The following is a 23,892-nucleotide window of genomic DNA, read 5'->3' on the forward strand; positions in this document are numbered from 1 at the left end:
CAATTCGCGGGGTTTTTTCGTTTTCGGGGCTAGACGCTGTTTTTTCACGGTGTTAAATTCGACCCCGCTGCATCCTCCATGCAGCTCTCTGCACGCCGTCGCCGATTCATTCCTATACGAACTCGTTCGCGATCCTGTCGCCTTCTCTGCGGCGCGGCCTCTCAAGCTAACAGCTTTCTTCTCCTCTCGATGATCACGTCATTCCTATGAATCTGACCGAACTCAAGCAAAAGCCGATTGCCGAACTGCTGGACATGGCCGAACAGATGGGCCTGGAAAACATGGCTCGTTCGCGCAAGCAGGACATCATCTTCGCCCTGCTGAAAAAGCATGCCAAAAGCGGCGAGGAAATTTCCGGTGACGGCGTGCTGGAGATCCTCCAGGACGGTTTCGGCTTCCTGCGCAGTGCCGACTCTTCCTACCTGGCCGGCCCTGACGACATCTACGTCTCGCCCAGCCAGATCCGCCGTTTCAACCTGCGTACCGGTGACACCATCGTCGGCAAGATCCGCCCGCCGAAGGAAGGCGAGCGTTACTTCGCCCTGCTCAAGGTCGACAGCATCAACTTCGACCGTCCGGAAAACGCCAAGAACAAGATCCTGTTCGAAAACCTGACGCCGCTGTTCCCCAACAAGCGCCTGACCATGGAAGCCGGTAACGGCTCCACCGAGGACATCACCGGCCGTGTGATCGACCTCTGCGCGCCGATTGGCAAGGGCCAGCGCGGCCTGATCGTCGCCCCGCCGAAAGCGGGCAAGACCATCATGCTGCAGAACATCGCCTCGAACATCACCCGCAACAACCCCGAGTGTCACCTGATCGTTCTGCTGATCGACGAACGCCCGGAAGAAGTGACCGAGATGCAGCGCACCGTGCGTGGCGAAGTGGTTGCCTCGACCTTCGACGAGCCGCCGACCCGCCACGTGCAGGTTGCCGAGATGGTGATCGAAAAGGCCAAGCGCCTGGTCGAGCACAAGAAGGACGTGGTCATCCTGCTCGACTCCATCACCCGCCTGGCGCGCGCCTACAACACCGTGATCCCGAGCTCCGGCAAGGTACTGACCGGTGGTGTCGATGCCCACGCCCTGGAGAAGCCGAAGCGTTTCTTCGGCGCCGCGCGTAACATCGAAGAAGGCGGCTCGCTGACCATCATCGCTACCGCGCTGGTGGAAACCGGCTCGAAGATGGACGAAGTGATCTACGAGGAATTCAAGGGCACCGGCAACATGGAGCTGATCCTCGATCGCCGTGTTTCCGAGAAGCGCGTGTTCCCGGCGATCAACATCAACAAGTCGGGCACCCGCCGCGAAGAACTGCTGACCGGTGAGGAAGAGCTGTCGCGCATGTGGATCCTGCGCAAGCTGCTGCATCCGATGGATGAGATTGCGGCGATCGAGTTCCTCATCGACAAGCTGAAAGCGACCAAGACTAACGATGAGTTCTTCCTGTCGATGAAGCGCAAGTAAGCGGTTCATGTCTTGCCACAAGGCCGGGGAAACCCGGCCTTGTCGTATCTGGAGGCTTTCAAGCCTTCTGAAAGCCCGACTTCGGCGCTAAACTTTGCGGCCGACTCTTGCCTGTCCGACACGAGGCTCCTGCATGCAGTATCGCGACCTGCGCGACTTCATCCGTGAACTGGAAAAGCGCGGCGAACTCAAGCGCATCCAGACCCCGGTATCGCCCGTCCTGGAAATGACCGAAATCTGCGACCGCACCCTGCGCAAGGGCGGCCCGGCACTGCTGTTCGAAAAGCCCACAGGCTTCGATGTGCCAGTGCTCGGCAATCTGTTCGGCACGCCCAAGCGCGTAGCCCTGGGCATGGGTGCCGAAGAGGTGTCCGAACTGCGCGAGATCGGCAAGCTGCTGGCCTTTCTCAAGGAGCCTGAGCCGCCCAAGGGGCTCAAGGATGCCTGGAGCAAGCTGCCGATCTTCAAGAAGGTCATTTCCATGGCGCCCAAGGTGGTCAAGGACGCGCCTTGCCATGAGGTGATCGAGGAGGGCGACGACGTCGACCTGGGCAAACTGCCGATCCAGCACTGCTGGCCGGGCGACGTGGCACCGCTGATCACTTGGGGCCTGACCATCACCAAGGGCCCGAACAAGGAGCGGCAGAACCTTGGGATCTACCGCCAGCAGGTGATCGGCCGCAACAAGGTGATCATGCGCTGGCTCAGCCACCGTGGCGGCGCGCTGGATTACCGCGAATGGTGCCAGAAGCATCCGGACAAGCCTTACCCGGTTTGTGTCGCGCTGGGTGCCGATCCTGCGACCATTCTCGGCGCCGTGACGCCAGTGCCCGATACCCTCTCCGAATACGCCTTCGCCGGCCTCTTGCGCGGCCATCGCACCGAGCTGATCAAGGCGGTTGGCAGCGAACTAAAGGTGCCGGCCAGTGCCGAGATCGTGCTCGAAGGCGTGATCCATCCGGGCGAGACCGCGCCGGAAGGCCCCTACGGCGATCACACCGGCTACTACAACGAGGTCGACACCTTCCCGGTGTTCACCGTCGAGCGTATCACCCGGCGCCGCGATCCGATCTACCACAGCACCTACACCGGCCGGCCGCCGGATGAGCCGGCGATCCTCGGCGTGGCGCTGAACGAAGTGTTCGTGCCGATCCTGCAGAAGCAGTTCCCCGAGATCACCGACTTCTACCTACCGCCGGAAGGCTGTTCCTACCGCATGGCGGTGGTGACCATGAAGAAGCAGTACCCGGGCCACGCCAAGCGCGTAATGCTCGGTGTCTGGTCGTTCCTGCGACAGTTCATGTACACCAAGTTCGTTATCGTCACCGACGACGATATCAACGCACGGGACTGGAATGACGTGATCTGGGCGATTACCACGCGCATGGACCCCAAGCGCGACACGGTGATGATCGACAACACGCCGATCGACTACCTCGACTTCGCCTCGCCGATCTCCGGCCTTGGCTCGAAGATGGGCCTGGACGCCACCCACAAGTGGCCGGGCGAGACCACCCGCGAATGGGGCCGCGCCATCGAGAAGGATCCAGCCGTGGTGGCGCGTGTCGACGCGCTGTGGAGCGAGCTGGGAATCGATTGATGAACGTCACCCTGCAACCTTCTGGCGTCACCCTCGCGCTGCAGCCGGGCGAACGCATTCTCGATGGCGCCCGCCGTCTGGGCTACGACTGCCCGCAGAGCTGCCGCAATGGCAACTGCCATATCTGCGCCGCGCTGCTGGTGGAGGGGCGGGTGCGGCAGAACGGCGCCGAGCTGGATCACGGCGAGCTGTTCACCTGTCTGGCCGAGCCGCTGGAAGACTGCGTGCTGCATTGGGATGGTGTGCTGGCGCCGGGTGAGTTGCCGGTGCGCGAGCTGAACTGCCAGGTGACCGAATGTCAGGCGGTGGGTGGCGATGTGTTCCGCGTGTGTCTGCGCGCCCCGGCCGGCAAAGTGCCGCGTTATCACGCCGGACAGTACCTGCTGCTGCAGCGCCCGGATGGCGAGATGGCGGCCTTTTCCCTGGCTTCGGCGCCACACGCCGGACGTGAGTTGGAGCTGCACATCCTCGCTCGCGAAGACAGCAGCATTGCCCTGCTGGAGCATCTGCGCAGCACCGGCATGGCTCGTGTGCAGATACCCTACGGTGACACCCACCTCGCCGACCTGCCCGATGGGCCGCTGGTGCTGATCGCTGCCGGCACTGGCATGGGCCAGATGCACAGCCTGATCGAGCACTGCCGCGCGGCGGGTTTTGCCCATCCGGTGCATCTGTACTGGGGTGCGCGTCGGCCCGAGGATTTCTACGAGCTGCCACATTGGGCCGAGTGGCAACAGCTGGATAATCTGCACCTGCATCAGGTGGTCAGCGACCAGTGTGGCTGGCAGGGTCGTTGCGGCCTGCTGCACGAAGCGGTGCGCGAGGATTTCCCGGATCTCAAGGCATTGCACGTCTATGCCAGCGGCTCGCCAGCGATGGTCTATGCCACGCTCGATGCGCTGGTCGAAGCGGGGATGGACGCCCACCAGATGCGCGCCGACGTGTTCGCCTACGCGCCGCGTTAAGGGTCAATGGCGACCAGATAAGGTTGCCAAAGTCTGACGCTAGTCATTTAGGCCGTACGCGCTTGGCTCCGCACTCCCGCTTGCGGGAGAGGGGCTGGGGGAGAGGGCTGAAATATCGGCGAAACGGCCGTTAACCCCTCTCCCTAGCCTCTCCCCAGGGGCGAGGGGGGGCCGACCGTGTTCGACGATATCTGACTGCATGTATGCCAAAGCCGCTTTTCGTAGGAGCCCCGCCCCGGGGCGAAGCTTTCGTTGCTCGCCCTCTTGGCGGCAACACTTCAGGCCGCCACTGGACGAAGTCAAAAAAACTTCCTGCATGTTATCGAGATCGCACTTCCCTTGTTCGCGGCGAGGCACCGCACCGCAAAGGTGCAGTACGTCTCACTTTTAAGCTTCGTTAGGCACCGTTTGTCCGGGGCGCCCGAATCAATGTCCCCAAACGTGAAGTTGTTCAGTTTTTAGACATTTGATGGCAGGAGGCCACATGTTCTAATCGCTGCCGATTTTCCGCCGCCGTTTTTCTGCTATTCAAAGGACTGAAGGCATGCCTTTCCGTATTAGCCCTTTATGGCCTGCCATCCCTGGCGACCACCCTGCGGGCCGTCGCTGCGCGACGTTAAAAGTGGCTCCCGGCCTTTTGGGGGCCGTATGGCTTTGCTTGTTACTTCCTCTTACCGCGCTGGCGCAGACGCCGGGCGACCGTGAGCTGATCCGCGAGCGCCAGGAGCGTTTGCTGCAGGAGCAGCAGCGCCGCCTCGACGAGCTGCAGCAACTGCCCGGTGAAGCCCCAAAATTGCAAATCGCCCCCGTCGAAGACGAGCGCTGCTTTGATATCGAACAGATTCGCCTGGAAGGCGCCACTCTTCTCGCTGAGGACGACCAGCAGGCCATTCTGCGGCGCTTCGCTGGCGAGTGTTTGGGCGTTGGTCAGCTCAACGAGCTGCTCAAGGCCATCACCCAGTTCTATATCGACCGCGGCTACGTCACCTCGCGCGCCTACCTGCCGCAGCAGGACCTGTCCTCGGGCGAGCTGCGCGTCATCGTGGTCGAAGGTCGCCTGGAAGGGCTGGACAGTTCCGAGCTGGCCAGTGACCGCGAACTGGCCATGGGTTTCCCCGGCCAGCCAGGCGAAGTGCTGGACCTGCGCGAACTGGAACAACTGGTCGACCAGCTCAACCGCCTGCCGTCGCGCCAGGCCCAGCTGGAGCTGGTGCCGGGTGAAGAGGTAGGCGGTAGCCGTGTGCGGCTGCAGGGCCAGCGCGACAAACCCTGGCGTGCCGGACTCAACCGTCACAACGACGGCCAGAAGAGCACCGGCGAGCAACAGTGGGGCCTGAGCTTTGATTGGGACAGCCCCCTTGGTTTAGCCGACCAGCTCAGCCTGCGCGCCAACCGCGATGCGGTGAGCGACAGCTACCGCCACTCCCACAGCCAGAGCCTGATCTACCAGGTGCCCTACGGCTGGTGGAACTTCAGCTACAGCTACAGCCAGAGCTACTACCGCACGCAGAGCGATGGCGGTGGTTTTCTCTTCGACCAGGACGGTGACAGCAAGACTCACGCCCTGCGCGGCGAGCGTGTGCTGCACCGCGATAGCGTCAGCAAGACCGCTTTCAACATGGGTGTCAGCCACCTGCGCACCAACAACTTCATCCTGGGTAATCGCATCGATACCTCCAGCACGCGCTTGTCCGAGGCGCAGCTGGGTTTCAACCATGGCCGCCGTATCGGCAGCGCCTTCGTCAACGCCGATCTCGGCTGGCAACGCGGCATCGGCGCCTTCGACGCTCAGCGCGCCGGTGACCCGCAAGGCAGCCAGCCGGTGGCGCGCTACAACAAATACACCCTGGCCCTGAGCTACCTGCAGCCCTTCGCGCTGTGGGGCGAGTCCTTCAGCTTCGACAGCCTCGCCTACGGCCAGAAGAGCGAAGACGTGTTGTTCAGCCCGCAGCGCATCAGCATCGGTGGGCTGAGCTCGGTGCGTGGCTTCAAGGACCAATCGCTGTCCGGCGACACCGGCGGCTACTGGCGCAACCAGTTGCGCTGGCGCCGCCCGGTCACCTGGGAGGCTTTGCGCCCCTTCGTGCACGAGTACAGCCTGGCCTTCGCCTATGACGTGGGCGTGATCCACGGCGGCCGGCACAACCCCGAGCAACGCGGCCGCATGACGGGCAACGCCCTCGAATTCGCCCTGCGCGGCCAGCACCTGGCGGCCTCGGTGAGCTTCGCCCATGCCCTGGAGCGTCCAGACGCCATCGAGCGCGACGAGCGCCCGGTCTATTTCCGATTCGACCTGTTCTTCTGATTGCCCGGCCGGATGGCTGGTTGGAGTATCGACATGGACGTACGCAGTCCTCTGTTCCAGAACATCGCCCTCATCGTTGCTGGCGTGCTGTTTCTCAACCCCATCGTCGCCACTGCGGCGCAACTGACGGTTGACCAGGCCGCAGGCGGCAACACCGCCGTGACCCAGGCGCAGAACGGCGTGCCGATGGTCAACATCGCCACGCCCAATGGCAGCGGCCTGTCGCACAACAAGTTCACCGACTACAACGTCGGCCAGCAGGGGCTGATCCTCAACAACAATGCGCAGAACCTGGTGAAGACCCAGTTGGGTGGCTACGTGGTCGGCAACCCCAACCTGAAGAACGGCGCCGCCGGGCTGATTCTCAACGAAGTCACCGGCGGCAACGCCAGCCAGCTCAAGGGCTACACGGAAGTGGCCGGGCGCTCGGCGGCGGTCATCGTCGCCAACCCGCACGGCATCACCTGCGATGGCTGCGGCTTCATCAACACCCCGCGCGTCACCCTCAGCACCGGCACCCCGATCATCGAGAATGGCCGCCTGCAGCGTTTCGACGTCGACGGCGGGCAGATCGCCATCGAAGGCCAGGGGCTCAATGCCGGCAACGTCGACCAGTTCGACCTGATCACCCGCAGCGCGCAGATCAACGCCGAGCTGCACGCCAACAAGCTCAACATCATCACCGGCCGCAACGAGGTGGATGCCACCACCCTGGCCGCCACCGCCAAGGCCGACGACGGTTCGAACAAGCCCATGCTGGCCATCGACAGCTCGGCCCTGGGCGGCATGTACGCGGGCGCCATCCGTCTGGTCGGCACCGAGCAGGGCGTGGGTGTGAAACTGGCCGGCGACATGGCCGCCAGCGCCGGGGATATCCAGATCGATGCCAACGGCAAGCTGAGCCTGGCGCGGGTCGCGGCCAGTAGTGACCTGAAACTCGCCGCCAACGAGATCGAACTGAACGCCGATACCTATGCCGGTCGTAATGCGACAGTCATAGCCACGGATAAGACCCAGGTGAAGGAAAGCCTGGCGGCTGGCAATCGCCTCGAGATCGGCGGCGGCGAGCTGGATAACCAGGGCATCGTCGAGGCCGGGGTCAAGGCCGACGGTGCGCTGGTAACCGACAGCAAGCTGGTATTGAACAGCCAGCGTGTCAGCAACCGGGGCGAGCTGATCGCTCGCGGCAGCCTGGAAGCGGATGTCGAGGTGCTGGACAACAGCAACGGCAAGTTGCTCAGCGCAGGTAATGCCAAGATCCAGGCTGCGCAACTTGCCAACAGCCAGGGCCAGCTTATTGCGCAGAAGAACCTGGAACTCGGCGGCGGCGCCCTGAGTAACCAGGGCGGCGAGCTGCTGGCAGCCGGCGAACTGCGAGTCGAGGCTGCGTCGCTGAACAACCAGGGTGGCATCCTCGCTGCTGACTCCATCGATGTGAAGCTGACAGGTGCTTTGAACAACGAGCAGGGGCTGATCGAGTCCAGCCAGGCGCTCAAGCTCGACGTCGATAGCGCGCAGAACCACGATGGCCGTCTGCGTGCGTTGGCCAGCAGTGGCAGGAGCGAGTTCCAGATTGGCAACCTGTTCGATAACGACCAGGGCCTGGTGGAAATCGGCAACGCTGCCTTTGCTCTCGCCAGCAGTTCATTGAGCAATCTGGGTGGCACGGTTCGTCATCTGGGCACCCAGGGTTTCGAGCTGGAGCTGGCTGATTTGGGCGGTGCCGGTGGGCGCTTCATCACCAATGGTGAGCTGAGCCTCAGCGCTGCTGACTGGACCAACACCAGCGAGCTGCAGGCCGAGCGCCTGACCCTGAATATCGGTCAGTTCACCCAAGCCGCCACCGGCCAGTTGATCTCGCGGCAGAGCATCACAGCCACTGGCGACAACTGGGTCAATGATGGCGTCATCGCCACCGATGGCGCCCTCGACCTGACGCTCAGCGGTAGCTATGAGGGCAATGGTGTCTTGCGCAGCCTGGGCGACCTGACCTTCAAGGCGGACAGCGCCGCATTTGGCAACGACGCCCAGGCCAAGAGTGGCGGTATCGGACGCTTCGAACTGAGCGGCCAACTGCTCAACCAGGGGCGTCTGACCGCCGCGCAGGACATGTTCCTCAAACTGGGCAGCCTCGACAACCGTGGCACGCTGGGTGGCAGTGGCCTGCTGCGTATCGAGGGGGACTCTCTACGTAACGAACAGGGCCTGATCTTTAGCGGCGCGGACATGACCTTGCGCACCGCCAGCCTGACCAACCTGCTGGGCGATATCTACAGCCTGGGCGAGTTGGACGTTGCCCGCGATGAGCAGGGCGGCAACCTCGACCTGCTGGACAACCGTTCGGCGAGTATCGAATCTTCGGGCGACATGACCCTACGTGCTGCGGTGCTGCGTAATCGCAAGGACGTATTTGACTGGCGACTTGCCCAGACCTACGGCGGTATCAGCGTTGTCTGCTATGACTGCAGTGGCGATCACCATAACGTCGACTACGTGGCGACCGAGCGCTTCGAGGCTCGGGTCGAAGCGGACTCCGCCTCATCACGTATCCACAGCGGTGCCAACCTGCTGCTCAACGGCGGCGAAATCGCCAACCGCTACAGCACCCTGAGCGCGGCTGGCGATATCGACATCGATGCCGACAGTCTGGAGAACACCGGTGCCACGCTCGCCTCGGTAGAACGTGTGCGCCGCTACAACACCGGCCGGGTCACAGACGGAACGGATGAGCGTTTCCGGGCCAACTACATCAATCCCTACAATGCCCAACCCTTGCCCAAGGTATTGCCCGGAGCATTGGGGCAATGGAATCTGGTCAGCGATATCCAGCGAGACACGCCCATCGGCGTCGCGGCGCCCGGCATCATCCAGGCTGGCGGCGATGTGCGTATTCAGGCCACTCAGCCTATTACTAATGAATCCGTCCTGGCCCATAACGCACCCCAGGCCGGTACTGAGCAAACACTGGAAACCACTGTAGGTGGCGCCTCTGCCCCCCTGATCGTGCAGCTCAACCCGCAACTGCCTGCTGATACCGCGCAGCAGGCCGTCGACCCCATCAGCCTCCCTGGCTTCGGCCTGCCGCAGGGGCAGAACGGCCTATTTCAGACCAACACCGATCCCGGCCATCGCTACCTGATCGAAACCAATCCGGCCTTCGTCGACCTCAAGCAATTCGTCAGCTCCGACTACATGCTCGGCCTGCTCGGTTTCGATAACGACACGGCGCAGAAACGCCTGGGCGATGGCCTGTATGAACAGCGTCTGCTCGAACAGGCCATCGCCGCGCGTACCGGCAAACGCTACCTCGATGGCTTCAGCAACAACGACGCGCAATTCCGCTACCTGATGGACAACGCCATTGCCAGCAAGGAGGCGTTGAGCCTGTCGGTTGGTGTGGGGCTTTCCTCTGCCCAGGTCGCGGCGCTGACCCACGACATCGTCTGGCTCGAAGAGCGCGAAGTGAACGGTGAGAAGGTGCTGGTGCCGGTGCTGTACCTGGCCCAGGTTGGTGATCGCCTGGCACCCAGTGGCGCCTTGATCCAGGGTCAGGATGTTGCCCTGATCAGCGGTGGCAACCTGAACAATAGCGGCACCTTGCGTGCCAGTGAAAACCTCAGCGTCACCGCTGCCAGCATCGGCAACAGCGGTTTGATGCGGGCGAGCGACCGCCTGCAACTGCTGGCGACAAACAGCATTCGCAACGCCCAGGGCGGGATCATCAACGGTCAGGACGTATCCCTCATTGCCCTGACAGGCGATATCAGCAACGAACGCACCATCAGCCAGCAGAGCCTGAGCGGCAAGGGTTTCAGCCAGTTGACTAGCGTGGTCGATAAGGCAGCCGGCATCGAATCCGGCAACGATCTGCAACTGCTCGCTGGGGGCGATATCCAGAACATCGGCGGCAGCCTCAAGGCGGGCGGCGACGCCAAGTTGAATGCCGGTGGTGATGTGATCATCGCCTCTGCTGCTGAAGAACACGGCAGCATGCGTAAGGACAAGCGTCACTTCTGGAGCACCACCAGCACCACCCAGCATGGCAGCGATGTGCAGGTGGGTGGGGATCTGGCCGTGACCGCCGGGCAGGATATTGCCGTGGTGGCCAGTGCGGTGAAAGCGGACGGTGACGTGCTGCTGGACGCTGGCCGTGACGTGACCATCGCTGCAGCGGCCAACGAAAGCAGCAGCGAGTACCGCTACAAGCGCAGTGGCAAGAAGGTCGACAAGGAGAACAGCAGCGTACGCCAGCAAGCGGCGGTGATCGAGGCGGGTGGGGATCTGGATGTCCTGGCCGACGGCAACCTGATCCTGAGCGCCAGCCAGCTCAGGGCCGAGGGTGAGGCATTTCTGTATGCCGGTGAGCAACTGGCGCTGCTGGCTGCACAGAACAGCGATTACTACCTCTACGACATGAAGAAGAAGGGCTCCTGGGGCAGCAAGAAGACCCAGCGAGACGAAGTCACCACCGTACGCAATGTCGGCAGCTCCATCACCACCGGCGGTGATCTGATCCTGGTCAGCGAAGGCGACCAGCTGTACCAGAAAGCGCGCCTGGAAAGCGGCAACGACCTGATCCTCGACAGCGGCGGCAGCATCACCTTCGAAGCGGTCAAGGATCTGGATCAGGAGAGCCACGAGAAGAGCAGCAACAGCCTGGCCTGGACCTCAGCCAAGGGCAAGGGCAGTACGGATGAAACCCTCTACCAGAGCCAGTTGATCGCCAAGGGCGACCTGGTGATACAGGCCGTGGATGGCCTGAAGATCGACGTCAAGGAGGTCAATCAGCAGAGCGTGAGCCAGACCATTGACGCCATGGTCAAGGCTGACCCCGAACTGGCCTGGCTCAAGGAGATGGAGCAGCGCGGTGATGTCGATTGGCGGCAGGTGAAGGAGATACATGACTCCTTCAAGTATAGCCATTCGGGGTTGGGGGCTGGGGCGCAGTTGGTGATTGCGATCGTGATGGCTGCCGTGGTTGGCCCGATGGCTGCCGGCGCTCTTGGCGGCGCTGCTACGGGAGCAGCTGCGACCAGCCTGGCAACGACCGGAGTGATCAGCACGATTAACAATAAGGGCAACCTAGGCGCCGCGCTCAAAGACACCTTTAGCAGCGATAGCTTGAAAAATGCTGCTGTGGCAGGAGTGACGGCGGGTCTTACGGAAGGCCTGTATGACAGCATGCTTAATACCAAGACCAACGCGATCACTGGCAAGGTCACGGTTGATCTCAGCAATCTTGATGGCATTGGCCGCTTTGCCGGCAATCAGGTGCTGCAAGGCGGAACCTCTGCCGCGTTGAATAAAGCCCTTGGTCGGGACGTGGACTTCAAGGATGTGCTTCAAAGTGCGCTGTTCAATACTTTAGCGGCCGCTACCTTCAATGCCGTGGGAGATCATACGCAAGGTGTTCTAGATGATGGCAGCGCAGGAAAGGTTGCTATTCATGCGTTTGTGGGTGGTCTGCTTAGCGAAGCGACAGGCGGTGACTTTGTTACTGGTGCGCTTGCTGCTGGTGCGAATGAGGCACTCGTCAAGCAGCTAAACGTTCTCGTTGACGGCAATGAAAGCCTGCTGCTGATGATGTCCCAGTTGGTGGGTGTGGCTGCTGCTGCGATGACAGATGGGGACATGGAGAATGCTGCGTGGGTGACGAAGAATGCTACGCAGTACAACTTCATGGGGCATCAGGAGCTTGATGAGCTTGTTGCAGACGCTCAAGTTTGTGAAGCAAGAGGAAACTGTGACGAGGTAAGGCAAAAATTCAGGGATATTTCTCTCGGTGGCGATGATGCGTTAGGGGCTCTCTGTGCTACTGATCCGGCTAGTTGCATTGAGCTGTATGGTGATCTGGCTCATGATCGCCTAAGTTTGCAGGAGAGAATCAGCAAACTCTATTTCGACGACAGTATTCCCTCGGTACTCAAACGTGATCTGCATGTTTATCAAATGCAGAACATGAGTGCGGTTGGTACACTGACGAAGGCACAGGTGCAGATCGGTCTTGAGAACCAAGGTCTCTCTAGTGATAGCGCTCAGCTAGGCGCTATGGTGGCTGCGGCAGCAGCGTCTGGCGGCCTGGTAGGTCGAACTGGTGGGGCAAACGGTGCATCCAGTGCGGCTACACCGAATGGGGCGATTTGGTCGTCGACTAAAAGCAAGTCAGCAGTTGAAAATGCCTTGGGACATTGGAATAAACACAAGAGTGAGTTTCCAGAACTTCAGAATGCAAAGCAATATGCGGAGCAGTCCAAACGGTTCTTAACAAATCCACCGCAGGGGACTCTGACAAAGACCAATGCTCGAGGTGATACTCTTAGATATGATCCTAATACAAATACGTTTGGCGTATTAGGACAAGATGGTGCGCCGAGAACAATGTTTCGTCCTGCAGATGGAATTAATTACTGGAATCGGCAGTAGGAGTTAAAAGATGAGTTATCCCTGTCCTTGTTGTGGGTATTTGACGTTCGATGAAGAGCTTCCTGGGACTTTTGAGATTTGCCCTGTTTGTGGGTGGGAAGATGACGAAACACAATTTCGTGATCCGACTTACACTGGTGGTGCGAATGCTGTAAGCCTTGAGCAGGCCAGGAAAAATTTCGGAGCTATCGGCGCTGTTGACAAAGAAAGCCTGGGTTCTGTTCGTGAGCCATTGCTAGAAGAGATTCCTAACTAAAAAAAAGGGAAAAGGGGACAGATTTTAATGGCACTTACTTAGCCCTCGTTGGATGTCCCTTCTTTTGGATTTCCGTGCGTTCCACTTGGCGCGCTCGGGTTAGAGAATAATAGGGTACAGACCACGCTTATTGGTCTAGGGTTATGGAATTCCATGGAAGGAGGTCTGTATGCCACGTCGAGCACGCATATCACTGCCAGGCGTTTCAGTTCATCTGATTCAGAGAGGGAACAATCGCTCAGCCTGTTTTTACGCTGACGAGGACTATCTTTTTTATCTGGATGTATTGATGGAGCAAGCAAAGAAGTATGGATGTGCGATCCATGCCTGGTGTCTGATGACCAACCATGTTCATTTGTTGGCCACGCCCGAAAGCCCTGACAGTGCAGGACTCATGATGAAGGGGCTAGGGCAGCGTTACGTGCAGTATGTTAATCGCACATACCGCCGTAGCGGGACGCTGTGGGAAGGTCGTTTCCGCTCTTGTCTCATGCAGGAAGAGGCATATGTGTTGGCTTGCTATCGATACATTGAGATGAACCCCGTACGAGCAGGCATGGTTGAGCACCCAGCTGAATATCGCTGGTCGAGCTACCGGGCCAACGCGCAGGGCGAGCCCTCGGTACTGCGCTGCCCACACCCTCTCTACCAAGCATTGAGTCGAGATGAAAGGCTTAGGGCTGAGGCTTACAGAGAGTTGTTCCGCTATCAGCTAGACCCAGGGCTGGTTGATCAAATACGTGCCGCGACAAATGGAAACTACGCACTGGGAAGTCCGAAGTTTTCTGCCGAAGTTGAGGCAGCGTTGGGGCGAAGAGTCACAAGAGGCAAGCCAGGGCGTCCCAAGAGTGCGCCGGATATTTAGTAAAACGTGGTCTGTCCCCTATTGTTTCTATTGTTCTCTATTGTTCTCCCCTTTGTTCTCCCTATTGTTCTCTATTATTGTTCTGCATTTGTGCAGTGAGGTGAGGCATGAATACAGTTGAAGATGCCTATGGCGAATTGGCTAAAGGGATTTTTGATTTTATCGGAAGTCGCTCGTGGGATAGAGCCTTCTGTAGTTGTCAAATCTATCGCCAAATGGCTTCTACCACCTACTGGCTAGAAGTTTGTGGCAATGTTGATAAGAAGGCCTTGGGATGGCCAGATACCTGTATTGATAGTGGTAGGGCGGCGCTTTTTATTAGGGATGATATCCTTAAGGGGAATGGGCAGCGTATCTGGGGGTTGATCTTTACGCTTTATCCTGATGGGAAATTTAATATTGAATATGATTACACTAAGCCAGAGGGCTATGAAGAGACTGACGATGTTGTAGGTGAGATATAGGCAATGTGTCTGCCTGTCTAGGAAAAGGGAAAATAGGGGGCAAGTAATAGGGGGCAGACCCTGAGGAATCCCCACAAAATATCCAGAAACGAGAACACAGAAACGGAACAATAGGGGACAGACCACGTTTATTGGTCTAGGATTATATGGAATTCCATGGAAGGAGGTCTGTATGCCACGTCGAGCACGGATATCACTGCCAGGCGTTTCAGTTCATCTGATTCAGAGAGGGAATAATCGCTCAGCCTGTTTTTACGCTGACGAGGACTATCTTTTTTATCTGGATGTATTGATGGAGCAAGCAAAGAAGCATGGATGTGCGATCCATACCTGGTGTCTGATGACCAACCATGTTCATTTGTTGGCCACGCCCGAAAGCCCTGATAGTGCAGAACAATACAGAACAATAGGGGACAGACCACGTTTATTGGTCTAGGGTTATGAAATTCCATGGAAGGAGGTCTGTATGCCACGTCGAGCACGCATATCACTGCCAGGCGTTTCAGTTCATCTGATTCAGAGAGGGAATAATCGCTCAGCCTGTTTTTACGCTGACGAGGACTATCTTTTTTATCTGGATGTCTTGATGGAGCAAGCAAAGAAGCATGGATGTGCGATCCATGCCTGGTGTCTGATGACCAACCATGTTCATTTGTTGGCCACGCCCGAAAGCCCTGATAGTGCAGGACTCATGATGAAGGGGCTAGGGCAGCGTTACGTGCAGTATGTTAATCGCACATACCGCCGTAGCGGGACGCTGTGGGAAGGTCGTTTCCGCTCTTGCCTCATGCAGGAAGAGGCATATGTGTTGGGTTGCTATCGATACATTGAGATGAATCCTATCCGTGCAGGCATGGTTGAGCATCCGGCTGAGTATCGCTGGTCGAGCTACCGGGCCAACGCGCAAGGTGAGTCCTCAGTGCTGCGCTGTCCGCACCCCCTCTATCAGACACTGGGTCGAGATGAGGGGCTCAGGACTGAGGCTTATAGAGAATTGTTCCGCTATCAGCTAGACCCAGGGCTTGTTGATCAGATACGTGCTGCGACAAATGGAAACTACGCACTGGGAAGTCCGAAATTTTCTGCCGAAGTTGAGGCTGCATTGGGGCGAAGAGTCACAAGAGGCAAGCCAGGGCGTCCCAAGAGTGCGCCAGATATTTAGTAAACCGTGGTCTGTCCCCTATTATTTTGTCCCCTATTATTTACAGCGTCGGGCATAAAACCGTGCTGTCGCTCTGGCGTATCGGCCTTGAGTACCTCAGGCGCTCGGCCAGCGATTTATCATGCCCGGTTCTGGCGAAGATGGAGCTCTTGCTACGTGACGAGGTTCACCGGCAGACGCAGACACTGGAGTAGATTTGTGGGGATTCCTCAGAATCTGTCCCCATTTTCGGGCGCAGATTAAAGTTGCAAACGATACTGGTCAGCCTTTGAATCTTGTTGTGAGTCCTAGGACGTACAGCGTCTCTAAAGAGCTCATGTTCCAAGTAAGGGAAACCGGTGGTGATGTCTACAGATATAACCCCGCTACGGGCGACTTGACGAAATTTTAATGACTTATGAAACCATATATACAAATTTCAATTAAAACTAAATCTGCGACGGTTGGTTGGGGCGTTGGCGAGAAGCTTATTGACTCGTTAAGTCTAAATGGTGGTTTACTGCTTCCAGAGCAGGTGTCGCACAATGCAGATAAGTTCACAGAGCCTTTTATAGGAAAGGCTGCGAGTGACGGTGTTTGGGCGTCTAAAGCTGCCATCCGTGTCAATGGCTCGTTGTCGGACTTCTACCAAGACTTTGCATGGAGAAGAAAGAAGGCGATTAAATCCTCGGGAAGTGTTGTTCATACATCTCAAAATGTTCGAGGGCAAATTGTTCCGGGTTCCGCCCGCTTAAATTCTGCTTGCAGTGAGCAAATTGACTGGTACGCGCTCTTTAGCGTGTGGTGCGAAATTTTCCCCCCGCAGCTTGGAATGCTTCATCTCTTCAGTGAACCTGAGCTTGGTTCTCATGAGAAGAATAATAGCTTTCAGATTGGGTCATTTAATGCGGCCTTGAAGCCCGATGTGCCGAACATTGGCTGGGCAATGTTCTATGGAGACGAGTTTGCCCGAGAGGTTGATTCTGACAAAATCGCAGCGTCAGGTTTTCCTATTGAGAAAATAGGTAATGGCTACCTAGTGAGGGTCACAAATAGCATTCAGGACGTGGCGAGTGATTTCTCGTTATTTTCAAAACGCCGCGCTGAGCTTAAGAGCTTGTTCCGAGAGGAATTTTTCCTAATCAAGAACGAGCCTTCAATTTGAATAGAACAATAGGTAGAACAATAGGGGACACCCATTAGCCGGCCTGGCGTCAAGACTCAAAGCAACCCGCCCTGCGCGGTTCAGTAAGCCCTTACTACCACCTTGCCCGCCTGTCTTGTGTCCATTGAGTCTTGGCTGTCCCGGCCTGGCTTGGTGCGCCGATTAAAGTTGGCACTTTCCGATTCGCTGTTGGGTCGTAACTGATGTAGGGGATGGCAAAGCAGCGAGGGCATTGCCTGGCATTGGCTTCGCAGCAGTGTCATACCCTGCATAGGATCGGCAGCCGCTTATGGGCTACCGGTTTCAGGCGCCGCTCCATCGTGGGCCGCCACCGACAAGCAAGGAGATTGCCATGGGCTTGGGAACCATACTGCTGATCATTCTGCTTCTGATGCTGGTTGGTGCGCTCCCAGCGTGGCCACATAGCCGCAGTTGGGGTTATGGGCCCACTGGTGGCTTGGGGCTAGTGCTGGTCATCGTGCTGGTGCTAGTGCTGCTCGGTTACGTGTGAGCCGACGCCTGCGTCGTTGATGCAGGCGGTCGCCACCAGTGATTTTCGTCGCTGATGGCCTAGCGGGCTCAGGTGGGGCAACTTCCCGTTCGCGTCAGCCGCCAGTGGGTCTGGCGTGCAGGCCCCGACGGTCGCAATGAAGCTTGGATCTTCTGACGGTGTGGAGTCGGTAGGAGCGGGTTGCCCCGCCCCTGAGCGCCCTAGCGAATCTCCACCACCACCTTGCCCACCGCCTTGCGCTGGCCGAGTGCATCGATGGCTTCACCGCCGCGCTCCAGTGGAAAGGTCTGCGACACCAGCGGCTTGAGCTTGCCTTCGGCGTGCCAGGCGAACAGTTGCTGGAAGTTCGCGGCGTTGTCCTGCGGCTGGCGCTGGGCGAATGAGCCCCAGAATACGCCGACCAGGGAGGCGCCCTTGAGCAGCGGCAGGTTGGCCGGCAGTGCCGGGATGCCACCGCCGGCGGCGAAGCCCACCACCAGGAAGCGGCCGTTCCATCCGATGCTGCGGAAGGCTTCTTCGAACAGCGTGCCGCCCACCGGGTCGTAGATCACGTCGACGCCCTGGCCGCCGGTGAGCTTTTTCACCTCGTCCTTCAGGCTCTGCTCGCTGTAGTTGATCAGCTCGTCGGCGCCGGCGTTGCGCGCCACTTCCAGTTTTTCCACGCTGCTTGCCGCGGCGATGACCTTGGCGCCCATGGCCTTGCCGATTTCCACAGCCGCCAGGCCGACGCCGCCGGAGGCGCCGAGCACCAGCAGGGTTTCACCCGGTTGCAGGTTGGCGCGCTGCTTGAGGGCGTGCATCGAGGTGCCGTAGGTCATGCCGAAGGCCGCCGCGGTGGTCAGGTCCATGCTCTTGGGCACCGGTAGCACGTTGTAGGCCGGCACGGCGACCTCTTCGGCGAAGCCGCCCCAACCGGTCAACGCCATGACCCGATCACCCGCGCGCAGATGGCTGACTTTCTCGCCGACGGCCTTGACCACACCGGCTACCTCGCCACCCGGGGCGAAGGGGAAGGGCGGTTTGAACTGGTATTTGCCTTCGATGATCAGCGTGTCGGGGAAGTTGACCCCGGCGGCCTGCACCTCGATCAGCACCTCGTTCTTTTTCGGCTCGGGGCTTGGCAGGTCTTCCAGTACCAGGGTATCGGCGGGGCCGAAGGCTTTGCACAGCAGGGCTTTCATGAAGGTCATTCCTCTTGCAGGGTGCCATGCAGTGTAGAAAGCGCCCGCTGAGGGTCAACGAGCATGCCGATGCCTGATAGGTCGGCATAAGCGCCGGACTTGGGTGCGGGCCTGTGGATGGCTATGCTAGGCACATCCCCGATGGAGTGCCGAACGTGAAACTGTTGACCGCCCTGCTACTGAGCCTGTCGATCTGCCTGCCTGCCCTGGCCTCTTCGGAAAAGAAGGAGGAGGCTCCTGCGACGATTTATCACAACCTGACGCCAGCGCTGATCGGCAACCTGGCGGATCAAGGCAATCGCCTGAAGTTCTTCAAGGCCGATGTATCCCTGCGGGTGACCGGCACCGAGGCCGAGGAGAAGCTCAAGCAGCATGAACCGCTGATCCGCCATCAGATGGTGATGCTGTTTTCGGCGCAGACCAGCGAGACCATCAACGCTCCCGATGGCCGTGAGAACCTGCGCCTGGAAGCCTTGAAGAAGGTGCAGGACGCGATCAATGGTGAAGAGGGCAAGCCGATTGTCGAAGACCTGCTGTTCAACAATCTGATTATTCAGTGAAAGGGTGCGGCTTCAGCAGCGTGATTTTCGCGGCTGAAGCCGCTCCTACATGTTGTTCAGGCCATCTGCGCCAGGGTCTTGCGAAAACGCGTCAGTGCCGCGACGAAGAACAGCGTGCCGATGCCGGCGATAGCCAGCATGTAGGGCCAGACGATGGTCAGCCCCGCACCGCGATAGAGAATGGCCTGGGCCAGCGCGACGAAGTGAGTGGTCGGCGCCGCCAGCATGATCTGTTGCACCAGCTCGGGCATGCTCTCGCGTGGCGTGGTGCCGCCGGAGAGGATCTGCAGCGGCAGCAGCACCAGGATGATCAGCAGGCCCAACTGCGGCATCGAGCGCGCTACCGTGCCGAAGAAGATACCCATCGAGGTGGTGGCGAACAGGTGCAGCGCCGCGCCGGCCAAAAACAGCGCGATGGAGCCTTCGATCGGCACCTGCAGCCAGCCCTGAACCACCAGCAGCAGTGACAGGGCGGCAGCCGTCAGTACCACCAACCCCATCGACCAGACCTTGGCCAGCATTATTTCCAGTGGCGTCACCGGCATCACCAGCAGGTGTTCCACGGTGCCGTGCTCGCGCTCGCGGATCAGCGCTGCGCCAGTGAGGATGATCGACAGCATGGTTATCTGGTTGATCACCTCCATCACCGAGCCGAACCAGGCGCGCGTCAGATTGGGGTTGAACTGTATGCGCAGCGCCAGTTCGGCCGGCTGCTGCAGCTCGCCCCGGTAGCGGCGGACGAACTCGGCCACTTCGCTGGCACCGATGTTCTGGATGTAGCCGGCACCCGTGAAGGCCATGCTTACCTGGGTGGCGTCGACATTGAGCTGGATCGCCGGGCTGCGGCCGGCGAGCACGTCGCGCTGGAAGTTCGGCGGAATGTTCAGGGTGAAGGTATAGCGCCCGGAATCCATGCCGCGATCCATCTCGCTCAGGTCGATGCGCTCCGGCGTACGGAAATAGGGCTCCTGAAAGGCCTGGATCAGCCGCTCGGAGAGCTGCGACTGGTCTTCGTCGACCACGGCGATGGCGGCGTTGTGCAGGCTCTCCGGCATGCTGGTGGCGGCGGAGTAGATGCCCATGCTGAAGGCCCAGAGGATCAGCAGCACCAGCGCCAGGTCATGCTGCAGGCTGCGCAGCTCCTTGATGCCGAGGTGGAGGATATTGGCCAGGCGTTCCATCAGACCTCCTGTTTGCGCAGCAGGCTGGCGCTGATCAGCGTTAGCAGCGGGATGGTCAGTGCCAGGGCGGCGAAGTAGCCGGCCAGGTCCTGCAGCTCCAGTGCCTTGGAGAAGATGCCGCGGCTGATCACCAGAAATTGTGAGGTCGGGTAGAGCTGGCCGACCACCGCGCCTGCGCCTTCCAATGAGGCGACCGGGTAGATCAGCCCGGAGAACTGGATGGCCGGCAGCAGGGTGACGATGGCGGTGCCGAACACCGCGGCGATCTGGCTCTTGGTGAAGGTCGACATCAGCAGGCCGAGGCCTGTGGCGCACGCCAGGTAGAGCAAGGCGCCGGCCAGCAGGGTCAGCGGGTTGCCCTTGAGCGGCACGTCGAATACGGTGACCGCCAGCAGCGCCAGGAGGATGAAGTTGAACAGGCCCAGAGCGATGTAGGGCAGTTGCTTGCCGAGCAGGAATTCCAGGCGGGTGACTGGTGTGACGTAGAGGTTGATGATCGAGCCCAGTTCCTTCTCGCGCACCACGCCGAGGGCCGTGAGCATCGCCGGAATCAGCATCAGCAGCAGCGGAATTACTGCCGGCACCATGGCCTTGAGGCTCTCCACGTCCGGGTTGTAGCGATAGCGCACTGCAAGCGTGGCGGCGTTGGCTGCTTGTGGCTGTGGCGAACGCCGCGCCAGCTCGCTCAGGTAATGCTGGTGCAGGCCGGTGACGTAGCCCTTGATGGTTTCGGCGCGGGTCGGCATGGCGCCGTCGATCCACATGCCGATCTGCGGGCTGGCGCCGCGCTTGAGGTCGCGGCCGAAGTTCGGCGGAATCTCCACCGCCAGGCTGATATCGCCGCCCCGCAAGCGCCGTTCCAGCTCGTCGTAATCGGAGAGCGGCGTTTTCTCCAGGAAGTAGCGCGATCCGGACAGGTTCAGGTGGTATTCCTGGCTGGTGGTGGTCTGGTCGCGATCCAGTACGGCGAAGCTCAGGTCCTCCACGTCGAGGCTGATGCCGTAGCCGATGATGAACAGCAGCAGCACAGTGCCGAGCAGTGCCATGCCGCCGCGAATGGGGTCGCGGCGCAGTTCCAGCGCTTCGCGCCGGGCATAGCTGAGCAGGCGGCGCAAACTGAACAGCTGGCGCTGCGGTGGTGGTGCCTGTTCAAGCGGCGGCGCCTCGCTGGCGGGCTGTTCGCCAACCGCCTCCTGCAGGTAGGCGATGAAGGTGGCTTCTAGGCTGTCCAGCCCGCGTTTTTCCATCAGGCCTTGCGGCGTGTCGCTGTCGAGCACCTTGCCGGCGTGCATCAGCGAGATGCGGTCACAGCGCTGCGCCTCGTTCATGAAGTGAGTGGAGATGAAGATGGTCACGCCGTCCTGGCGCGACAGGTCGAGCATCAGTTGCCAGAAGCCGTCGCGGGCCACTGGGTCGACACCCGAGGTGGGCTCGTCGAGGATCAGGATTTCCGGCTTGTGGATCACCGCCACGGCCAGCGACAGGCGCTGGCGGATGCCAAGCGGCAGGCGTTCGGGGAGCATGTCCATGACTTCGCCGAGGTCGAAGCGTGCTGCCATCTGTGCCATGCGCGGCTCGATCTCAGCGGTCGGCACATGGAACAGCTGGGCATGCAGCACCAGGTTCTGCCGCACCGTCAGCTCGCCGTACAGGGAGAAGGCCTGGGACATGTAGCCGACGCGCTTGCGCGTGGCCATATCGCGCGGGTCGACTGCCTGGCCGAACAGCAGCGCCTCGCCCTCAGACGCTGGCAGCAGGCCGGTGAGCATCTTCATGGTGGTGCTCTTGCCGCAGCCGTTGGAGCCGAGAAAACCGAAGATCTCGCCACGGCGGATGCGGAACGATACCGAGTCCACCGCGACGAAATCGCCGAAGCGCATGGTCAGGCCCTTGGCTTCGATGGCGATCTCGTTGCTGTCTTGCAGGGGTGGAATGACCACCTGCTGATGGCCGCGGCGGCGTTCCTCGGGCAGCAGGGCGATAAAGGCCTGTTCCAGGCTGGTGCTATGGGTGCGGGTGCGCAGTTCTGCCGGGCTGCCTTCGGCCAGCACGCGGCCGGCATCCATCGCTACCAGATGGTCGAAGCGCTCGGCTTCCTCCATGTAGGCGGTGGCCACCAGCACGCTCATCTGCGGGCGCTGCGTGCGGATGCGGGCGATCAGTTCCCAGAACTGGTTGCGCGACAGTGGGTCGACGCCGGTGGTCGGCTCGTCGAGGATCAGCAGGTCGGGGTCATGGATCAGCGCGCAACACAGCCCCAGCTTCTGCTTCATGCCGCCGGACAGCTTGCCCGCTGGGCGCTCGCGAAATGCAGTCATGCCGGTGCTGCGCAGCAGATCGTCGATGCGCCGCTCGCGCTCGGCAGCGTCCTGGCCGAACAGGCGGCCAAAGAAGTCCAGGTTCTCGAACACCGACAGTGTCGGATAGAGGTTCTTGCCCAGGCCCTGCGGCATATAGGCGATATGCGGGCAGACACGGCGGCGATGGCGGGCATCGGCCATGTCACCACCGAGCACCTCGATGTTGCCTTCCTGAATCTTGCGCGCACCGGCGATCAGCGCCAGCATACTGGACTTGCCGACGCCGTCCGGACCGATCAGGCCGACCATGCGACGCTCTGGCAACTGCAGATCCACCTTCTGTAGGGCCTGGGTCTGGCCGTAGCGCAGGCCGACGCCAGCCAGGCGTGCGACCGGGGCGTTCATTGCGGAACCTTGATCGCCAGATGCGTGGGCCACTCGGCGTCAGGATCGAGGCGCAGGTAGGCCATGCCTGGTACGCCGGTCTTCACCTGCTGCAGGTGTTTGCTCAGCAGCTCGGGGTCGATGCGCGCCTTGACCCGGAACATCAGCTTCTCGCGTTCGCTGGCGGTTTCCACGGTCTTCGGCGTGAACTGGGCGACGCTGGCGACATAGCTGACCTTGGCTGGAATCACGTATTGCGGTGCGGCGTCGATCACCAGGCGCACCTCGCTGCCCAACGCGACGCGACCTGCCTGGCGCTCGGGCAGGAAGAAGGTCATGTAGACGTCGGTCAGATCCACCAGGTTGAGCAGCTTGCCGCCGGCACCGAGCACTTCGCCGGGTTGAGTGACGCGGTATTGCACGCGGCCGGCGCGTGGTGCCTTGAGCTGGCTGTCGTCGATGTCCACCTGCAGCCTCTCGACGCTGGCGCGGGCCGCTTCGGTGGCCGATTGCGCTTCGATGGCCTGCGACTGGGCTGCAGCTATGCCGGCCTCGGCCGAGCTGACCTGAGCGCGCGCGGCGGCCAGCGCGGCCTCGGCACTCTGCAGGCGGGCCAGGTCGTCATCCAACGTCTGCTGAGGCAGGGCGTTGCGCTTGACCAGCGTGGCGCTGCGCGCGTGACGTTTGCGCGCGGCATCCAGCTCCGCCTGGCGTTGGTGCACCACGGCCTCGGCGGCAAGTTTTTCGCTTTGACGCAGGCTGATCTGGCTGGCGGCGGTGATCTGGCCATTCTCTGCCTGACGCAACTGGGCACGGGCCTGGGCCAGTTGGGCTTCGAGCACCTGGGTGTCCATGCGGGCGAGAATCTGGCCGGGCTCGACGAAGTCACCTTCGTCGACTTCGATGCTGGCGACGCGCCCGGCTAGTTTGGTCGCCACATCCACTTCGGTGGCTTCGATGCGCCCGTTACCGCTGGCGAACCCCTCGCCCAGCCCCGCTGGGCGCAGTTGCCACCAGGCTGCGGCCGCCAGCAAGGCCAGGCTGGCGGCGATCAGATAGGGCAGGCGGCGTTTTGCGTTGGTCATCTCGGCTTCCCTGTAGCGCCCCATGGCTGGGGGCTTTCAC

17 protein-coding genes and 1 pseudogene are annotated in these 23,892 nt (G+C 60.3%); 14 read left to right on the top strand and 4 right to left on the bottom strand.

The window, feature by feature from the left end; all coding sequences use genetic code 11:
• Window positions 1–206 precede the first annotated feature (206 nt).
• The 13 genes and pseudogenes from rho to JWV26_RS12300 all read left to right on the top strand — a co-directional run bounded on the left by rho (window position 207) and on the right by JWV26_RS12300 (window position 17,161).
• Complete coding sequence (gene rho, locus JWV26_RS12245; RefSeq protein WP_003458629.1) at window positions 207–1,466, top strand: transcription termination factor Rho; 1,260 nt, start codon at window positions 207–209, stop codon at window positions 1,464–1,466.
• A 133-nt stretch (window positions 1,467–1,599) separates the two neighbouring features.
• Window positions 1,600–3,066, top strand: coding sequence for a 4-hydroxy-3-polyprenylbenzoate decarboxylase (ubiD, locus tag JWV26_RS12250; RefSeq protein ID WP_206416962.1), 1,467 nt, complete (start codon window positions 1,600–1,602; stop codon window positions 3,064–3,066).
• Window positions 3,066–4,031: a CDP-6-deoxy-delta-3,4-glucoseen reductase gene (locus JWV26_RS12255; RefSeq protein ID WP_206416963.1), complete on the top strand. Its 966-nt coding sequence runs from the start codon at window positions 3,066–3,068 to the stop codon at window positions 4,029–4,031. The genes ubiD and JWV26_RS12255 overlap by 1 nt, the downstream gene beginning before the upstream one ends.
• A gap of 658 nt (window positions 4,032–4,689) precedes the next feature.
• Window positions 4,690–6,336, top strand: a complete 1,647-nt coding sequence (locus JWV26_RS12260; RefSeq protein WP_277425952.1) for a ShlB/FhaC/HecB family hemolysin secretion/activation protein — start codon at window positions 4,690–4,692, stop codon at window positions 6,334–6,336.
• Between the two features lie 33 nt (window positions 6,337–6,369).
• Window positions 6,370–12,759, top strand: a complete 6,390-nt coding sequence (locus JWV26_RS12265; RefSeq protein ID WP_206416965.1) for a two-partner secretion domain-containing protein — start codon at window positions 6,370–6,372, stop codon at window positions 12,757–12,759.
• 10 nt (window positions 12,760–12,769) lie between these two features.
• Entirely contained in the window at window positions 12,770–13,015 is a 246-nt protein-coding gene (locus JWV26_RS12270; protein ID WP_206416966.1) for a CPCC family cysteine-rich protein, read from the top strand.
• Window positions 13,016–13,184: 169 nt separating this feature from the next.
• Window positions 13,185–13,880, top strand: a complete 696-nt coding sequence (locus tag JWV26_RS12275) for a transposase (RefSeq protein WP_206416967.1) — start codon at window positions 13,185–13,187, stop codon at window positions 13,878–13,880.
• Between the two features lie 107 nt (window positions 13,881–13,987).
• Window positions 13,988–14,344 (top strand): antitoxin YezG family protein, encoded by a 357-nt coding sequence (locus JWV26_RS12280; RefSeq protein WP_206416968.1) that lies wholly within the window; start codon window positions 13,988–13,990, stop codon window positions 14,342–14,344.
• 172 nt (window positions 14,345–14,516) lie between these two features.
• Window positions 14,517–14,780: a transposase gene (locus JWV26_RS12285; RefSeq protein WP_241201216.1), complete on the top strand. Its 264-nt coding sequence runs from the start codon at window positions 14,517–14,519 to the stop codon at window positions 14,778–14,780.
• A 30-nt stretch (window positions 14,781–14,810) separates the two neighbouring features.
• Window positions 14,811–15,506 carry a transposase gene (locus tag JWV26_RS12290; protein ID WP_206416969.1) on the top strand — a complete coding sequence of 232 codons (696 nt, stop codon included), beginning with the start codon at window positions 14,811–14,813 and terminating at the stop codon, window positions 15,504–15,506.
• Window positions 15,507–15,565: 59 nt separating this feature from the next.
• Window positions 15,566–15,700 (top strand): annotated as a pseudogene (locus JWV26_RS24375) (IS4 family transposase); the annotation flags it as partial.
• Between the two features lie 203 nt (window positions 15,701–15,903).
• Window positions 15,904–16,650, top strand: coding sequence for a hypothetical protein (locus tag JWV26_RS12295; RefSeq protein WP_206416970.1), 747 nt, complete (start codon window positions 15,904–15,906; stop codon window positions 16,648–16,650).
• A gap of 352 nt (window positions 16,651–17,002) precedes the next feature.
• On the top strand, window positions 17,003–17,161 hold the full coding sequence (locus JWV26_RS12300; protein ID WP_072423525.1) for a DUF3309 family protein: 159 nt from the start codon (window positions 17,003–17,005) through the stop codon (window positions 17,159–17,161).
• Between the two features lie 200 nt (window positions 17,162–17,361).
• On the opposite strand, the gene JWV26_RS12305 is transcribed toward JWV26_RS12300, so the two are convergent.
• The gene (locus JWV26_RS12305; protein ID WP_206416971.1) at window positions 17,362–18,342 is read right to left on the bottom strand and encodes an NADPH:quinone oxidoreductase family protein; all 981 of its coding nucleotides are present in this window, start codon (window positions 18,340–18,342) and stop codon (window positions 17,362–17,364) included.
• 155 nt (window positions 18,343–18,497) lie between these two features.
• On the opposite strand from JWV26_RS12305, the gene JWV26_RS12310 reads away from it, so the two are divergent.
• Window positions 18,498–18,902 (top strand): flagellar basal body-associated FliL family protein, encoded by a 405-nt coding sequence (locus JWV26_RS12310; protein ID WP_072423524.1) that lies wholly within the window; start codon window positions 18,498–18,500, stop codon window positions 18,900–18,902.
• A 56-nt stretch (window positions 18,903–18,958) separates the two neighbouring features.
• Here JWV26_RS12310 and JWV26_RS12315 read toward each other — a convergent pair whose 3' ends face one another.
• From JWV26_RS12315 to JWV26_RS12325, 3 genes are read right to left on the bottom strand one after another with little or no spacing between them, the layout of a single operon-like run.
• Window positions 18,959–20,083 carry an ABC transporter permease gene (locus JWV26_RS12315; RefSeq protein WP_196457851.1) on the bottom strand — a complete coding sequence of 375 codons (1,125 nt, stop codon included), beginning with the start codon at window positions 20,081–20,083 and terminating at the stop codon, window positions 18,959–18,961.
• Complete coding sequence (gene rbbA / locus JWV26_RS12320) at window positions 20,083–22,788, bottom strand: ribosome-associated ATPase/putative transporter RbbA (RefSeq protein WP_206416972.1); 2,706 nt, start codon at window positions 22,786–22,788, stop codon at window positions 20,083–20,085. Before rbbA ends, JWV26_RS12315 begins: the two co-directional genes overlap by 1 nt.
• Window positions 22,785–23,876, bottom strand: coding sequence for an HlyD family secretion protein (locus JWV26_RS12325; protein WP_074913560.1), 1,092 nt, complete (start codon window positions 23,874–23,876; stop codon window positions 22,785–22,787). The genes rbbA and JWV26_RS12325 overlap by 4 nt, the downstream gene beginning before the upstream one ends.
• Between the last annotated feature and the right edge of the window lie 16 nt (window positions 23,877–23,892).

The sequence above is a fragment of the Ectopseudomonas toyotomiensis genome, assembly GCF_017167985.1.
GTDB classification, from domain to species: domain Bacteria; phylum Pseudomonadota; class Gammaproteobacteria; order Pseudomonadales; family Pseudomonadaceae; genus Aquipseudomonas; species Aquipseudomonas toyotomiensis.

Excerpts from the sequence above, each read along its gene's own strand:
- JWV26_RS12305 (WP_206416971.1), bottom strand. The coding sequence starts at position 18,342 with ATGAAAGCCCTGCTGTGCAAAGCCTTCGGCCCCGCCGATACCCTGGTA.
- JWV26_RS12325 (WP_074913560.1), bottom strand. The coding sequence starts at position 23,876 with ATGGGGCGCTACAGGGAAGCCGAGATGACCAACGCAAAACGCCGCCTG.
- JWV26_RS12265 (WP_206416965.1), top strand. The coding sequence starts at position 6,370 with ATGGACGTACGCAGTCCTCTGTTCCAGAACATCGCCCTCATCGTTGCT.
- JWV26_RS12295 (WP_206416970.1), top strand. The coding sequence starts at position 15,904 with ATGAAACCATATATACAAATTTCAATTAAAACTAAATCTGCGACGGTT.
- JWV26_RS12270 (WP_206416966.1), top strand. The coding sequence starts at position 12,770 with ATGAGTTATCCCTGTCCTTGTTGTGGGTATTTGACGTTCGATGAAGAG.
- JWV26_RS12255 (WP_206416963.1), top strand. The coding sequence starts at position 3,066 with ATGAACGTCACCCTGCAACCTTCTGGCGTCACCCTCGCGCTGCAGCCG.
- JWV26_RS12280 (WP_206416968.1), top strand. The coding sequence starts at position 13,988 with ATGAATACAGTTGAAGATGCCTATGGCGAATTGGCTAAAGGGATTTTT.
- rbbA (WP_206416972.1), bottom strand. The coding sequence starts at position 22,788 with ATGAACGCCCCGGTCGCACGCCTGGCTGGCGTCGGCCTGCGCTACGGC.
- JWV26_RS12275 (WP_206416967.1), top strand. The coding sequence starts at position 13,185 with ATGCCACGTCGAGCACGCATATCACTGCCAGGCGTTTCAGTTCATCTG.
- JWV26_RS12315 (WP_196457851.1), bottom strand. The coding sequence starts at position 20,083 with ATGGAACGCCTGGCCAATATCCTCCACCTCGGCATCAAGGAGCTGCGC.
- JWV26_RS12300 (WP_072423525.1), top strand. The coding sequence starts at position 17,003 with ATGGGCTTGGGAACCATACTGCTGATCATTCTGCTTCTGATGCTGGTT.
- JWV26_RS12285 (WP_241201216.1), top strand. The coding sequence starts at position 14,517 with ATGCCACGTCGAGCACGGATATCACTGCCAGGCGTTTCAGTTCATCTG.
- ubiD (WP_206416962.1), top strand. The coding sequence starts at position 1,600 with ATGCAGTATCGCGACCTGCGCGACTTCATCCGTGAACTGGAAAAGCGC.
- JWV26_RS12290 (WP_206416969.1), top strand. The coding sequence starts at position 14,811 with ATGCCACGTCGAGCACGCATATCACTGCCAGGCGTTTCAGTTCATCTG.
- rho (WP_003458629.1), top strand. The coding sequence starts at position 207 with ATGAATCTGACCGAACTCAAGCAAAAGCCGATTGCCGAACTGCTGGAC.